Origin of the sequence: Enemella evansiae, from assembly GCF_002250705.1 — a bacterium.
Classification (GTDB): domain Bacteria; phylum Actinomycetota; class Actinomycetes; order Propionibacteriales; family Propionibacteriaceae; genus Enemella; species Enemella evansiae.
On record NZ_NMVP01000003.1, the window covers coordinates 1 to 14788 of the forward strand.

The following is a 14788-nucleotide window of genomic DNA, read 5'->3' on the forward strand; positions in this document are numbered from 1 at the left end:
TGGTCATCATCGGCCGGCTGCGCCGCGACCCCGACACCCAGGCCTACTTCCACCGACGCACCAGCGAACACAAGACCCGCGCCGAAACCATCCGATGCCTCAAACGCCACCTCGCCCGCACCATCTATCGAAACCTCAAAACCGACCTCATGACCCCTTGACGATCTATAGGACCGTCGCTCGCTGCGCGAGCTACTCGATGGGCGTGGGCACGCTCGCTGCGCGAGCTACTCGATGAGCGTTGGGGGCGTCACAGGGAGCGGTGGATCAGCACCTTCATGATCTCGTTGCTGCCGGCGTAGATCCGCTGCACCCGCGCGCCGGAATACATCCGCGCGATCGGGTATTCGGCCATGAACCCGTAGCCGCCGAACAGCTGCAGGCAGCGGTCCAACACCTTGCCCTGCATGTCGGTGGTCCAGTACTTCAACCGGGAAGCGGTCACCGCATCCAGCTCACCGCGCAGGTGCAGCCCGATGCAGTGGTCCAGGAAGGTACGCGCGGCCAGCGCGTCGGTGGATACCTCGGCCAGCTCGAAACCGGTGTTCTGGAAGTCGATCAGCGGCTGCCCGAAGGCCTCCCGCTCCTTGGTGTAGGCGATCGTCAGCGCGACGGCCTTCTCCATGTTGGCGACCGCGGAGACGCTGACACAGAGCCGCTCCTGGGGCAGTTGCTGCATCATCTGCGCGAACCCCTTGCCCTCCTCGCCGCCGAGCAGGTTGGCGACCGGCACCCGGACATCGGTGAACGAGAGCTCGCGGGTGTCGGAGCCCTGCATGCCGATCTTGGCCAGATCGCGGCCCTTGTCGTAGCCGGCGAGCCCGTCGACCGGGACGCCGATCATCGAGATGCCCTTCGCGCCGGCCTCACCGGTCCGGCAGGCGAGCAGCACGAAATCGGCCAACCCGCCGTTGGTGATGAAGGTCTTGGCACCGTTGATCACATACTCATCGCCGTCGCGGACGGCCTTGGTGCGGATCGAGGCGACATCGGAGCCGGTACCGGGCTCGGTCATCCCGAGCGCGGCCACCCATTCGCCGCTGGCCAGCTTCGGCAGCCACTCCTTCTTCTGCTCCTCGGTGCCGTACTCCATGATGTAGTGCGGCACGATCCCGGAGTGGATCGCATGCCCCAGCGAGTCGTCGGTCGCATACCCCTGCGCGGTCAGGATGACCGCCTCGTGGGCGAAGGTGCCGCCCGCGCCGCCGTACTCCTCCGGCACGCTGGGCAGCAGCAACCCCTGCTGGCCGGCCTTGTTCCACACCTCGCGATCCACCGCGTGCTGGGCGATGAACCGGTCGATGTTCGGCACGATCTCGCGGTCGAAGAAGATCCCGGCCATCTCGGCCAGATCGTCGAGCTCCTCATCCATCCAGGGGGAGCGATAGGGGAGTGGTTCGCGCATCGGTTCCTCGCATCGGTACGTCGTCGGGCAGTGCGTGGGTTACTTCTCGGTACGCCTCAGCGTAGCCGGGGCGTACGCCGGCTGAGCGAGCGCCAGCGAGACGAAGCCAGGTCCCGGTCATCTCGACACGGCAGCCATTGCTCCGCAGGCTCCGCATGGCTGCCTACTCGATGAGCGTGAGCCTTCAGCGGATCGCGGCGGCGATCGTCTGACCGAGTTCGGTGGTCGAGGCCGTACCGCCCAGGTCGCGGGTGAGCGTACGCCCGCTCGCCAGGGTCTCCTCGAAGGCGCGGGTGACCGCCGCGCCGGCCGCGGTCTCGCCGAGGTGGTCCAGCATCATCGCACCCGCCCAGATCTGCCCGATCGGGTTGGCCACGCCCTGGCCGGCGATGTCCGGTGCGGAGCCGTGCACCGGCTCGAACAGCGACGGGAATTCCTTGGTGGGGTTGATGTTTCCGCTCGGTGCCACCCCGATCGTGCCGGTGCAGGCCGGGCCCAGGTCGGAGAGGATGTCGCCGAACAGATTGGACGCGACGACCACGTCGAACCAGTCCGGGTGCAGCACGAAATTCGCGGTCAGGATGTCGATGTGGAACTTGTCCACCTTCGTGTCAGGGTAGTTCTTCGCCATCGCGGCGACCCGCTCGTCCCAGTAGGGCATCGAGATCGAGATGCCGTTGGACTTGGTCGCCGAGGTGACGTGCCGCTCCCGGCCCTGGGCGATCTCGAAGGCGAACTTCAGGATCCGGTCCACCCCGTGCCGGGTCATGATCGTCTCCTGCAGCACGGTCTCCCGGTCGGTGCCCTCGAACATCCGCCCGCCGACCGAGGAGTACTCGCCCTCGGTGTTCTCGCGGACCACCAGGAAGTCGATGTCCCCGGGCTTCCGGTTCGCCAGCGGCGCCGGTACGCCGGGCAGCAGCTTCACCGGACGCAGGTTGACGTACTGGTCGAACTGCCGCCGGAAGAGCAGCAGCGAACCCCACAGCGAGACATGGTCGGGCAGCACCTCCGGCCAGCCGACCGCGCCGAAGAAGATCGCGTCAAATCCTTTGAGGGTGTCGAACCAGTCGTCCGGCAGCATCTGGCCGTGCTGCTGCCAGTAGGCGGCGGAGGAGAAGTCGAACTCGGTCAGTTCGAGCTCGAAGTCGTACGCCTGGGCGGCGGCCTGGATCGCGCGCACACCCTCGGGCATCACCTCGGTGCCGATGCCGTCGCCGGGGATCACCGCGATGCGGTAACGGTTGCTCATCGTCGTCCTCTCAGTTGTCCGGTGTGCTGGCGTTCCAGTGCGCCAGGGTGAACTCGCGCACCTCGGCGTACACCTCGTCGGGTTGTTCCTCGGGCAGGTAGTGCCCACAGTCCAGCGCCCGCCCCGAGACGCCGGTGGCGACCTGCCGCCACAGCGGCAGCGGGTCGAACAGCTTGTGCACCACCCCGTGCCGGCCCCAGAGCACCCGCAGCGGCGTGCCGATCATCAGCCCGGCCTCCCGGTCGGCGCGGTCGTGCGTCAGGTCGATGCTCGCGGCGGCGCGGTAGTCCTCACACATCGCGCGCACCGCCTCCGGATCGGCGACGGCTTCCTGGTACGCCGCCAGCGCGCCCGCGAAGGGATCCAGGTTGCCGTGCCGCATCCCCATCAGCCGGGCCACGTAGGCGTTCGGGTTCGCGTTGATCAGCTCCTCCGGCAGCGGGCTCGGCTGGATCAGGAAGAACCAGTGCCAGTAGGCGGTGGCGAACGCCTGATCGGTGCCGGCGTACATGTCCAGGGTCGGCGCGATGTCCATCAGCACAGCAGAACTGACCAGGCCGGGGTGGTCGGCGAGCAGTCGGGCGGTGGCCCGCGCACCCCGATCGTGGGCGGCGATCGCGAACCGCTCGAAGCCCAGCCCGCGCATCAGCTCCACCAGGTCCTGGGCCATCGCCCGGAAGGAGTAGGAGGCGTGGTCGGGTTCGGTCGGCGGCTTGTCGCTCGCGCCGTAACCGCGCAGATCCGGCGCCACCACCTGGAAATCCTCGGCGAACCGGTCGGCGACCTTGCGCCACATCAGATGGGTCTCGGGATGGCCGTGCAGCAGCAACAGTGGCGGGCGGGGTGTGGCCACCTCCGGGCCGTCGAGCGAGGCGATCCCGCGCAGCGTGATCCCGTTGGCCTCGGCGCTGAGTTCGGTGAACCCGGCGAAACCTGCTGTGGTCATCGCTGCCTCCTCGGTCCTCACGTTAGCGGTAGCGCCGGAGACTACAGTCGGCACATGAGCGAGCAGAGGATCGACAAGGAGCAGGTGCGCAGCGACCTGCTCAGCCACCTGCGCGGGGGTGAGGACGTGCTCGACGAGGCCGTCCAGGTGCGCGCCACTGACGCCGCCCCGACCGACGACGGGGCGTACACCATCGACGACGAGGTCCAGGCCGACGAGGCCGGCGATACCCACGCCGCCTTCCAGCAGGTCGATGACGCCCAGGCCGACCTGGTCGCCGACGCCCGCGGGCTCGACTTCTCGCCCAAGGACACCGTCGAACCCGGTGCGATCATCACCCTGGCCGGTGATCGCTATGTGGTCGGCGTCGCCAGCGACGAGTTCACCTCCGGCGGTGCGACGTACGCCGGGATCGGGACCGATGCGCCGCTCTATGCCGAACTGCGCGGCAAGCGCGCCGGGGACTCGGTGAGCTTCCGCGGCGAGACCAGCAGCATCGACGCGGTCTGCTGACCGGACGTTCGACACCGGCGGGACTGGGACGGCTGTGGGAGACTTGGGCCTCGTGGTCCCCCTGGTGCTGAGATTCCCCGAGATCGATCCGATCGCGTTCCGGCTCGGACCGCTCGCCGTGCACTGGTACGCGCTGACGTACCTGATCGGCTTCGGGCTCGGCTACTGGCTGCTGCTGCGCCGGCTGAAGCACCAGCCGTACGCCCGGATCACCCAGCCCGCGCCGTGGACCCGGGAGAGCGTCGAGGATCTCCTGCTGACCGCGATCCTCGGGGTGATCCTCGGCGGCCGGCTCGGTTACTGCCTGTTCTACAAACCGGCCTACTATCTGGCGAATCCGCTGGACATCCTCAAGGTCTGGGAGGGCGGGATGTCCTTCCACGGCGGCGCGATCGGCGTGGTCGTCGGATTGGCGGTGTACGCCTGGCGGCGCAAGCGACCGTTCCTGGAGGTCACCGACCTGCTCGTCCCGGCGGTGCCGACCGGGCTGGCTGCCGGCCGGATCGGCAACTTCCTCAACGGTGAACTGTGGGGCCGACCCGCCGATCCGTCGCTGCCCTGGGCGATGATCTTCCCCGGCGCCGGCCCGGAGCCGCGGCACCCCTCGCAGCTGTACCAGTTCCTCGGCGAGGGATTGCTGCTGTTCGTGCTGCTCTGGCTGTACGCCCGCAAGGAGCGGGCGCGCGGTGAGATCAGCGGTGCCTTCGTCTTCGGCTACGGGGTGTTCCGCTTCGCCGCCGAATACTTCCGCGAGCCCGATGACTATCTCGGTCTGCTCTCGCTGGGTCTGTCGATGGGGCAGTGGCTCTGCGTACCGATGATCATCGGCGGCGCCGCCCTCTGGCTCTGGTCCAGGAAGCGCAATGCGCACCCGCCCCTCGACCAGGACCCCGCCCGTTCCCTGAGCGAGGAGCGCAGCGACGACCCCGCCCGTTCCCTGAGCGAGGAGCGCAGCGACGACCCCGCCCGTTCCCTGAGCGAGGAGCACAGCGACGACCCCGCCCGTTCCCTGAGCGAGGAGCGCAGCGACGAGTCGAAGGGATCCTGACAGCGACCCCATCCGCTGGCTGAGCGCGGGGGAGGCGCTCCTCGCTCAGCGAGCGTGTGAGTCGCACCCGGCGGCGTCCGTACCATGGGGCCCATGACGCCCGATCTGCTCGCCGACCGCTACGAGCTGACCGCCCGACTCGCCGGTGGCGGGATGGGGCAGGTGTGGCGTGGCCGGGACCGGGTGCTGCAGCGGATCGTGGCCATCAAGACCGTCGACCTGAGCGGGCAGGACCAGACCGCCAAGGAACGCTTCCGGCGGGAGGCGGTGGCCACCGCCGGACTCTCCACCCCCCAGGTGGTGCAGGTCTACGACGCCGGCTTCGACGGCGACACCGCCTTCCTGGTGATGGAGCTGCTGACCGGGCCGAGCCTGTCCGAATTGATCCACGCCGAGGGGCCGCTCGCCGTCGGCGAGGCGCTGCGGGTGGCCCAGGAGGTCACCCGCGGGTTGCTCGCCGCCCACCGGATCGGTGTGGTGCACCGCGACATCAAGCCCGGCAACGTGATGTTCCATGACAAGGACATCAAGCTCGTCGACTTCGGTATCGCGCAGCTCTCCGAGAACGCCGGCGCCACCTTGACCGCACCGGCCACCGCCCTGGGCACGGCGGCGTACATGTCACCGGAACAGGCCAGCGGCCGGGGTGCGACCGCGGCCTCCGACTGGTATGCCCTGGGTTGCCTGCTGACCACCATGCTGACCGGGAAACCGCCGTTCACCGGGGAGGCGCTGGCGGTCGCGAACCAGCAGATCAATGCCACCCCGCCGCGGTTGTCGGCCCGCCGCCCGGACGTGCCGCCCGCCCTCGACGAGCTGGTCGCCCGGCTGCTCGACAAGGATCCGGCCCGCCGCCCGAGCGGGGAGCAGGTGCAGCAGCAGCTGCGCGCCCTGGCCGTCGACCCGGGTGCCCCGACCGTGCTCGCGGCCACCGCCGCGATGCCGCCGACCGCGGCGTACGGAGCGCGGACACCGACCCGGGCCTCCTTCGCCGAGACGCCCAGCGAACCCGGCCCCTATCCCCAGTCGCGCCCGGTTCCGGCTCCGGCACCGGCGGCGGCCGGGGCACGCCCCTACGAACCACCCGTCGGCCCGCGGCAGAAATCCCGCTGGCCCTGGCTGGTCGTGGTGCTGATGCTGCTCGCCTCCGGTGTCGCCGCCGGGTTGTCGCTGCTGCCGAGCCTGACCCTGCCCGGTGGCGCGGCGACCCCCAGCGCCACCCCGAGCCCGACCCGCGCCGGGACCACCACCACGCGCCAGGCCAGCCAGGAACCGACCCGGGCACCGACGACCCGGGCCACCCGACAGACCACCCAGGCGCCCACCCAGGCCCCGACCACCCGGGCCCAGACGACCCAGCCGCCGACCAGCGAGGCCACCGGCAACAGTGGCTCCGGCAACAGCGGTGGCAACAGCGGCGGCAACGGCTCGGGCAACAGTGGCGGCAACGGTTCGGGCAACAGCGGCAACAGCGGTTCGGGAAACAGTGGCGGCAACAGCGGCAGCAACGGCAACGGTAATGACACCAACGGCAGCATCTCCAACGGCAACGGCAATGGCGGCAACAACAACTACGACAGCGACGCCGACGACGATGACTGAGGCCGGCCCGGCCCGCAGAAAAGGCCGAGCCGTTTGCGTACCGCTGGAATAAACTCACTCCTCGGTGGAGTTGGACCATCGCCCACCGCAGATTGAAAGAGTGACCGTGGCTGACTCCACATCCCTGACTGATCCGCACGCGACCGACCAACCGACCCCGTGGGGTGTGATCGGCCTGCTGCTCGGGGCCGCCTTCGTGGTGATCCTCAACGAGACCACGATGGCCGTCGCGCTGCCCGCCCTGATGGCTGATCTGCACGTCGAGGCCCAGACCGCCCAGTGGCTGACCACCGGTTTCATGCTGACGATGGCGGTGATCATCCCGATCACCGGGTTCGTGATGAACCGCTTCACCACCCGGCAGATCTTCATCGCCGCCCTCGGCCTGTTCTCGGTCGGCACCACGATGGCCGCGCTGGCGCCGTCCTTCGGCCCGCTGCTGCTCGCCCGGGTGGTGCAGGCCTCCGGCACCGCGATCATGATGCCGCTGCTGATGACCACCATCCTGGTGCTGGTCCCGGTGCAGCGCCGCGGCCAGGTGATGGGCCTGATTTCGGTGGTGATCTCGATGGCCCCGGCGCTCGGCCCGACGATCTCCGGTGTCATCCTGCGCTACTCGCACTGGCGCACCATCTTCTGGGTGATGCTGCCGATCGCCCTGGTGATGCTGGTCATCGGCGCGATCCGGATGAAGAACGTCGGTGAGCAGACCGACAAGCCGATCGACCTGATCTCGGTGCCGCTGTCCGCGATCGGCTTCGGCGGGCTGGTCTACGCGCTGAACAAGATCGGTGCCGAGGGCCAGCTGCCGGTGATGATCGGCTCCTTCGCGGTCGCGCTGGTCGCGCTCGGGCTGTTCGTCTGGCGCCAGCTCTCCCTCACCCAGCCGCTGCTGGATCTGCGGACCTTCGGCTATCGCAACTTCAGCGTCGGCCTGGGCGTGATGATGATCGGCTTCATGGCGCTGATGGGCGTCTTCCTGGTCTATCCGATCTACCTGCAGCAGGTCCGCGGTCTGGACACCCAGGACGCCGGCCTGCTGATGCTGCCCGGTGGGCTGGCGATGGGTGTCCTCGGCCCGGTGATCGGCCGGCTCTACGACCGCTTCGGCGCCCGCCGGCTGGTCATCCCGGCGGCGATCTCGATGACGGTGTGGGTGTTCGCGCTCAGCATGCTGACCAGCACCAGCACCCCGGTCGGCATCCTGCTGGCGATGCACGTGCTGCTCAGCCTGTCGCTGTCGTTCATGTTCACCCCGATCTTCACCACCGCGTTGGGTGATCTGCCGCCGCAGCTGTACGCCGATGGCTCGGCTCTGGTCGGTACGCTGCAGCAGGTCGCCGGCGCCGCCGGCAGCGCGCTGCTGGTCACCGTGATGGCGGAACGGGCGAAGGCGTTGATGGCCACCGGCACCGACCACATCGCCGCCCAGCTGGCCGGCACCCACGCCACCTTCCTGCTGGCCACCGGGATGGCTGCGGTCGCGGTGGTGCTGGCGTTCCTGCTCCGCGATTCGACGCCGAAGCCGGAGCCGGTCGGCGAGGCCTCGCCGGAGCCGGCGTCCGCCTGATCGCGGCCCGGTCGTAACAGCTCAGTCGGTCAGTCGCGCGGCGGCTGCCGGAAGCGCTGGCCGAGCCGGCGGCCGAGGTCGGTGAGCCCGTCCCCGAGATCGCGGGCCAGCCGTGCCATCGCGTCCTGGCTGCTGGCGAACGCGCTCGCATAGGAGTCGGCGGCGGCCGCGGCCTCCTCGGAGATCTTCGCGTCGCGGTCCTGCTGTCGGCGCGGATAGTCACCGGCCAGGATGTCGGCGTACTCCCCGGAGTCCACCCATTTGCGCAGTTCGCCGGCGCGCACGACCGCCTGCGGATGGTTCTGCCCCTCGACCAGCAGGAACTTCAGGATCGAGTCGCGCAGATCCTCGGTGGCGTCGTATTCCTTCGCCTGGGCAAGGAATTCGGTCTGGTCGAGGTCCGCCAGATGACCGCCGGAGGCGAGCTTGAGCTGCACCCGGACCGCCGCACCGATGTCCTGGGTGGCGAGCAGCCCGGCGCGGTCGCCGGAGAGCTCGGCCTTGCGCGCCCATTCGCTCAGCCCGGCGATGATCGCGCGGATCCCCCAGGCGCCGAACGGGACGCCGCCGGCGAGCATAGTGCCACCCTGGATCAGATAGGACAGCAGGGTGCGATAGAGCGCGTGGCCGCTCTCGGCATGACCGAGCTCGTGGCCGAGCACGAACCGCAACTCGTCGTCGTCCATGATGTCGAGCACCGCGGAGTTGATCACGATCCGCGGGGTGTCCACGCCGATCGTCGACGCGTTCAGATAGGGGCTCGCGGCGACGAACAGTTCCGGCAGCCGGGGCAGATCCAGGGTTCGGCCGGCCTCGGTGTAGATCTGGTGCACCCGCGGGAACTGTCGTTCGCTGACCCGGACGTTCGAGCCGAGCAGCAGCATCCGCACCATCCGCTCGTTCACGAAGCCCGACAGCTTGCGGACCAGCAGGTCGAAACCGTGCAGTTTGCGCAGCGCCACCAGGGCGCCGCGGTCGGCGGGATGCTCCCAGGCCCGGCTCGAGATGTCGGTCAGTACGATCCGCTTACGGGTGGGATTGCTGTCCTCGCTCACGCCACCAGTGTGCCGGGGGCCGGGTTCAGCGGTTCTCAGGCCTGGACCAGGTGCAGCGCGGGATCGTCGGCGGCCAGGGTGCGTACCGGGCCCGGCCCGGTCTCCGCGGTCTCGAAGCGGACCGTCACCCGGCCCAGCCCGGCGCCCCAGACCCAGCCCCGGCCGTGTTCGTCGTGCTCCACGTCGACCCCGGGCAGCCAGCTCGTCGGCCGCCGCCGGGCACGGGTGTCGGCCTCGACGATGCCGGCCGCCTGCTGTTCGGGCTGGTCGGTCGCCTCCTCGGCTGGTTCGGGATCGGGTTCGGTGGTGAACAGTTCCTCCTGGGCGATGCCGGTCAGCCCGGCGACGCCGACGCCGAGCAGGCGTACCCCCTCCCAGACATCCAATCCGGCCAGCAGTTCGCGGGCCACCCGGGCGATCACCTCGGCCCGGTCGGTGGCGCCGTCGAGGGTGCGGGAGCGGGTCAGCGTGGTGAAGTCCGGCAGCCGGACCTTGAGGGTGACCGTGCGGGCGAAGAGTTCCCCGGCCCGGACCCGGGAGGCGACCTCCTGGGCGTCGCGCTCGATCAGCCGGCGCAGCTCGGCGGGATCCCGCAGGTCGTGTTCGAAGGTGTCCTCGACCGAGATCGACTTGGCCTCCCGGTCCGGTTGCACCGGGCGGTCGTCGCGGGCGTAGGCGAGGGCATGCAGATTCGCCGCGGCCGCCTTGCCCAGCTCGCGGGTCAACTCGGCCAGGCTCATCGCCTGCAGATCCGCGATTCGGCGGGCGCCGATGCGGGCCAGCCGTTCCCGGGAGACCGGGCCGACACCGGGGATCACGCCGACCGCCATCGGTGCGATCAGCTCCACCTCGGTGCCGGCCGGCACGATCCGGCAGCCGTCCGGTTTGTCCAGCTCGGTCGCCAGCTTGGCGATGAACTTGCTGCTGCCGATCCCGACCGAGGCGGTCAGTCCACCGGTGTCGGCGGCCACCCGGTCCTTGACCCGGTCGACCAGCTCGCGCAGCGTCCGTTCGCCGAAATCGGGGAGCGGGTCGGTGGCGGCGGCCAGATCGACGAAGGCCTCGTCCAGGGACAGCGGTTCGACCAGCGGGGAGATCGAACGCAGGATCGCCATCACCTGTCGGCTCGCCTCCCGGTAGGCGTGGAAGCGGCCGGCCAGGAAGGCGGCGTGCGGGCAGCGGCGGCGCGCCTCATGGGTCGGCATCGCGGAGCGGACGCCGAAGACCCGCGCCTCGTAGGAGGCGGTGGAGACCACCCCGCGCTGCCCGATCCCGCCGACGATCACCGGTTTGCCGCGCAGCGAGGGCTTGTCGCGCTGCTCCACCGAGGCGAAGAACGCATCCAGGTCCAGGTGCATGACGGAGGCCTGGGTACGCACCAGCCAAGCCTGCCACGGCGGGCCGACGGTGCCGGCCCGCCGCGAGGGTGCTCAGCGCAGATCGTCGCCGTCCGGACCGCCGCGGCGCCGTCCCCGGCCCCCGCGCCCGCGATGCCCGGGGCCGAACCCCGGGCCGGGACCGAAGCCCGGACCCCGGCCGAAACCGGGACCTCCGGGCCCAGCGGGCCCACCGGGCCCACCCGGGCCGAAGCCCGGGCCCCACGGCCCGCGCCCGGGTCGGTTCGCCCGGCGTACCCCACGCATCGCGGAGCGGGTCAGCCAGGTGTTCACCGAGACCCCCTCGGTGGCGGCGAGCTCGTCGATCCGCTTCTTCAGCGGCTGGGGGAGGCGGAGGCTGATCCGCGCCTGCGGCTCCTCCGGGTCGTACGCCTCCTCCTCGGCCTCGGGGTCCTGATCGGTCGTCTCACCCGCACTGACCACGAACTCCGGGTCACCACCGGACATCCGCACCTCGATGCGGTCCCCGGTCTGAGTGCTGAGCTCGGCCGCCGCATCGCTGAGGGCCTGGATCAGCGCGAGGCGCAGCGCGGAGTCCAGCGAGGATCCGAGTTGCTGCGCCACTTCTTTGGCACGGTCGTCGGCCAGGGTGGTGGCGCGGGCCACCTGCTCCTGCACCGACTCGACATACTGCGAAAGTTCCATGACCTCAATGTGACGTCATAGCAATGTCAAAATCAAGTCATGATGCTGTCAAAATGCTGTCAATCGTCGGGTCGGCAGGTCGTCAGGGTGCCGCCAGTGCGTCCGTCCCGGCCAGTCCGACGGCGCCCAGGACCTGCTCCATCCCGTCGCGCAGGCCGGTCCGATCGGCCGCCGTGGCGGCGACGCAGAAGTCCGGCCGGACCAGCAGGTGGCGGACGCCGTTCTCGGCGAACCAGTCGGCGTACCGCCCCTCGATGTCGATCACCTCGGCGCCACTGCCGGGCGGTCCCACGGTGAACGTGCGCCCGCCGATCCGCTCGAAGGCGGCCCGCTGGTCGGCCTCCAGCGGATCACCCTGATTGACGGTGGAGAGCAGGTTCCACCCGGCACCGGCCACGTCGTCGAAGCGCCCGAACCGGCCCCGGTACGCCACCCGGCCCTCGATCGCGGGTCGTCCGGCGTGCGGATCGTCGGCGACCCAGGCGCCCGGTCCGAGGGTCGCCAGATGGGCGTGGATCGGCCCGTCCTGGGTCAGGTGCTCGGCGGTCATCCGCTGGTCGCGTTCCATCGCCTCCTGCGGATCGGTCACGCAGATGGTGCGGCCCATCATGATCGCGAAGTCGATGTACCACTGCACATTGGTCTTCCGTTCGCTGGTGTAACCGTCGAGGCTGGTCACCGGGACGAGGTCGCGCAGGACCAGGTCGATCCGCCAGCAGAGATTGGCCACATCGCGCAGCCCGGCACACATCCCCTCGCCGGCGAACGGCGGCATCAGGTGGGCGGCGTCGCCGGCGAGCGCGACCCGGCCGACGTTCCACTGTTCGAGATACTTCGCCTGGAATCGCCAGAACACCGCGCGCTCCAGTTCGGCATTCGCGGGCGTCACGCCGAAGGGGGCGAGCAACTCCCACACCTTCGCCGGGTCCTCCAGTTCGGCCGCGGTCTCACCGGGCAGCGCCATGAACTCCCAGCGCCGCCTCGGCGGGGCGCCCGGGGTCCGCCCCGGCCCGCCGGGAACCACGGTGGTCGGCCGGACCGGGTCACAGATCTGGAAATGCGGCAGTTCGTACGCCAGCTCCTCGGTCGGCAGGATGTCCACCACGAGCCAGTCGTAGTGGAACTTCAGATCGGTCATCGCCAGCCCGAGTTGTTCCCGGACCGTGCTGTTGGCTCCGTCGGAGCCGATCGCCATGGCCGCCCGGATGGTCCCCGCCTCATCGTCGGGTGCCGATGCGCGGTACCGCAGCGTCACCCCGGACTCGTCCTGGTCAACCGATTCGACGCGGTGACCCTGCCTGAGCTCGACCCCGGGCAGCGACTCGGCGATCTGGCGCAACCGCTCCTCCAGGACGGGCTGGCTGAACCAGTAGCGGTTGCGCCATCCGTCGACCCCGCGGCTGGCCCAGTCGACGTCCATCAGCACGTCACCGGCAGCGTTCCGCCAGCGGTAGATCGCGTCGTAGTAGTCGATCGCGGTATCGGAATCGGCATTCACGCCGATCGAGTTCAGCAGTCGCGCGATCTCGTGATCGAAGGTCACCGCGCGTGGGCGGGGGTAGGGGGTCGCGAAGCGGTCGAGTGCGATCACGCGGTGGCCCCGGCGGCCGAGCAGGATCGCTGCGAACAGACCGACCGGGCCGAGTCCGACGATCGCGACATCGCAGTGTTCGGGTGTCTGGGTTGCGGTCATTGGAACCCCTTCTCCGTTGAAGTCCGAGGAACCCAGTATGAACACAGCTTCACAAATGAAGCAACCTTCATTTTCGGATCGGGGTGGATCCGCGCTGCTAGCGTGACGCCCGTGACGACTGCTGCGAGCGCCGGGCCGGATCGAGGTGCCCGGCGGCGCGCGCGCAATCGGAAACGACTGGTCGATGCCGCCGCCGAGTTGATGGCGACCGGGGGAGCCGAGGCGCTGACGATCTCGGCGATCACCGAGGGAGCCGACCTGGGCGCGGGGACCTTCTACAACTACTTCACCTCCCGCGAGGAGATCATCACCGCGGTCGTCGCCGACGCGGTCGAGACCCTCGGCGGCCGCCTCGACGCCCTCACCAGGGACCTCCAGGATGCGGCCGAGATCTATTCGTTCTCGGTACGCCACCTGGTCGGCATGGCGGTCACCGACCCGCTGTGGGGGCGGATGGTGGTGCGGCTCGGGGTCGCGCACGACCAGCTGAACGCAGCCCTGGGGCCGCGCGCCCGGCGGGATCTGCAGATCGGCTTGGACGCCGGCCGATTCCGGATCCCCGATCTCGACGTGGCGACCGCGGTCACCTTCGGCGCCCTGTTGTCGGCGATGCACGTGCACCTGTCCGGTGACCGGTCCGCGGACCCGAGTTCCACGGTCGCCGAGTTGCTGCTCAGGATGGTCGGCGTGCCCGCGGAGGAGGCGTACGAGGTCGCCCGCCGCCCGCTGCCGCCCCTGCCGTCGGTGGACCAGGCACGGGAGATCCTGGCTCCTCGCCGGTGAGCTCGCGGACCAGTTCCAGGGTGCGCTGCAGGTGCGGTTCGAGCCGGTCCGCCCGGTGCGCCGCGACCAGTTCGACGCCGGCTGGGGGGCGGGTCAGCGGGCGGAAGACCACCCCGGCCAGGGCGAGTGCGGTGACCGGTTCGGGTACCACCGCGATCCCGAGCCCACCGGCGACCAGGGTGATCACCGTCGAGGTCTCACCGACCTCGTGCTGGATCCGCGGGGTGAAGCCGGCCGCCGCGGCGAGCCGTTGGACCACCCCGTACATCGCCGACTTCCGATCCGCCGAGTGCACGATGAACTCGGCCTCGGCGAGGTCGGCCATCCGGATCCGGTCCCGCTCCGCCAGCCGGTGCCCCTGCGGGATCGCCACCACCAGCCGGTCCTCGCGCAGCGGGGTGACCGCGAGCGCACCGTCGGTGACCGGTGGCCGCAGCAGGGCCAGGTCGACGGTGCCGGTGCGCACGGCCTCGATCTGCTCGGCGGCCAGCATCTCACCGCGGAAGGAGACGTCGATCCCGGGCAGTTCGCTGGCGAGCCGGCGGGCCAGGGCAGGCAGCAGGCTGTAGGTGACCGAGCCGACGCAGCCGATCACCAGGTGCCCGACGAGTCCGGCGGCCACCCGGCGGGCCTCCTCCGCGGCCTCGTCGACGGCGGCCAGGATCGCCCGTGCCCGCTCCAGATAGGCGGCGCCGGCGGGGGTGAGGTCGACCCGTCGGGTCGTCCGGGTGAACAGCGGCGTCCCGACCTCGCGCTCCAGTCGGCGGATCTGCTGGGACAGCGGCGGTTGCGCCATCTGCAACCGCTCGGCCGCGCGGCCGAAGTGCCGCTCCTCCGCGACGGCAACGAAGTACCGCAGATGCTGCAGCAGATTCATAT

13 protein-coding genes are annotated in these 14788 nt (G+C 70.0%); 5 read left to right on the forward strand and 8 right to left on the reverse strand.

Going from position 1 to position 14788, the window contains the following annotated elements:
* Positions 1–250: 250 nt before the first annotated feature.
* From BI335_RS04460 to BI335_RS04470, 3 genes are all read right to left on the reverse strand, one after another.
* A complete protein-coding gene (locus BI335_RS04460) occupies positions 251–1405 on the reverse strand; it encodes an acyl-CoA dehydrogenase family protein (RefSeq protein ID WP_094426815.1) in 1155 nt (384 codons plus the stop codon).
* Between the two features lie 184 nt (positions 1406–1589).
* Positions 1590–2657 (reverse strand): tartrate dehydrogenase, encoded by a 1068-nt coding sequence (locus BI335_RS04465; protein ID WP_094429797.1) that lies wholly within the window; start codon positions 2655–2657, stop codon positions 1590–1592.
* A gap of 10 nt (positions 2658–2667) precedes the next feature.
* Positions 2668–3603: an alpha/beta fold hydrolase gene (locus BI335_RS04470; protein ID WP_094429798.1), complete on the reverse strand. Its 936-nt coding sequence runs from the start codon at positions 3601–3603 to the stop codon at positions 2668–2670.
* 54 nt (positions 3604–3657) lie between these two features.
* On the opposite strand from BI335_RS04470, the gene BI335_RS04475 reads away from it, so the two are divergent.
* The 4 genes from BI335_RS04475 (at position 3658) to BI335_RS04490 (ending at position 8336) form a co-directional block, all read left to right on the forward strand.
* Entirely contained in the window at positions 3658–4116 is a 459-nt protein-coding gene (locus BI335_RS04475) for a hypothetical protein (RefSeq protein ID WP_094429799.1), read from the forward strand.
* A gap of 52 nt (positions 4117–4168) precedes the next feature.
* The gene (lgt, locus tag BI335_RS04480) at positions 4169–5164 is read left to right on the forward strand and encodes a prolipoprotein diacylglyceryl transferase (RefSeq protein ID WP_166646737.1); all 996 of its coding nucleotides are present in this window, start codon (positions 4169–4171) and stop codon (positions 5162–5164) included.
* Between the two features lie 93 nt (positions 5165–5257).
* Entirely contained in the window at positions 5258–6766 is a 1509-nt protein-coding gene (locus tag BI335_RS04485; RefSeq protein WP_166646736.1) for a serine/threonine-protein kinase, read from the forward strand.
* A gap of 106 nt (positions 6767–6872) precedes the next feature.
* Positions 6873–8336, forward strand: coding sequence for an MDR family MFS transporter (locus BI335_RS04490; protein ID WP_229119446.1), 1464 nt, complete (start codon positions 6873–6875; stop codon positions 8334–8336).
* Between the two features lie 29 nt (positions 8337–8365).
* On the opposite strand, the gene BI335_RS04495 is transcribed toward BI335_RS04490, so the two are convergent.
* From BI335_RS04495 to mhpA, 4 genes are all read right to left on the reverse strand, one after another.
* Positions 8366–9391, reverse strand: coding sequence for a M48 family metallopeptidase (locus BI335_RS04495; RefSeq protein ID WP_094357653.1), 1026 nt, complete (start codon positions 9389–9391; stop codon positions 8366–8368).
* Positions 9392–9426: 35 nt separating this feature from the next.
* Positions 9427–10770: a DNA polymerase IV gene (locus tag BI335_RS04500; protein WP_094404977.1), complete on the reverse strand. Its 1344-nt coding sequence runs from the start codon at positions 10768–10770 to the stop codon at positions 9427–9429.
* A gap of 51 nt (positions 10771–10821) precedes the next feature.
* The gene (locus tag BI335_RS20975) at positions 10822–11433 is read right to left on the reverse strand and encodes a ribbon-helix-helix protein, CopG family (protein WP_133625926.1); all 612 of its coding nucleotides are present in this window, start codon (positions 11431–11433) and stop codon (positions 10822–10824) included.
* An 82-nt stretch (positions 11434–11515) separates the two neighbouring features.
* Positions 11516–13126, reverse strand: a complete 1611-nt coding sequence (mhpA, locus tag BI335_RS04505; RefSeq protein ID WP_094404978.1) for a bifunctional 3-(3-hydroxy-phenyl)propionate/3-hydroxycinnamic acid hydroxylase MhpA — start codon at positions 13124–13126, stop codon at positions 11516–11518.
* Positions 13127–13237: 111 nt separating this feature from the next.
* On the opposite strand from mhpA, the gene BI335_RS04510 reads away from it, so the two are divergent.
* Entirely contained in the window at positions 13238–13909 is a 672-nt protein-coding gene (locus BI335_RS04510; RefSeq protein ID WP_208109193.1) for a TetR/AcrR family transcriptional regulator, read from the forward strand.
* On the opposite strand, the gene BI335_RS04515 is transcribed toward BI335_RS04510, so the two are convergent.
* On the reverse strand, positions 13800–14786 hold the full coding sequence (locus tag BI335_RS04515) for a LysR family transcriptional regulator (RefSeq protein ID WP_094404979.1): 987 nt from the start codon (positions 14784–14786) through the stop codon (positions 13800–13802). The two genes, BI335_RS04510 and BI335_RS04515, sit on opposite strands and share 110 nt — an antisense overlap.
* Positions 14787–14788: the final 2 nt, after the last annotated feature.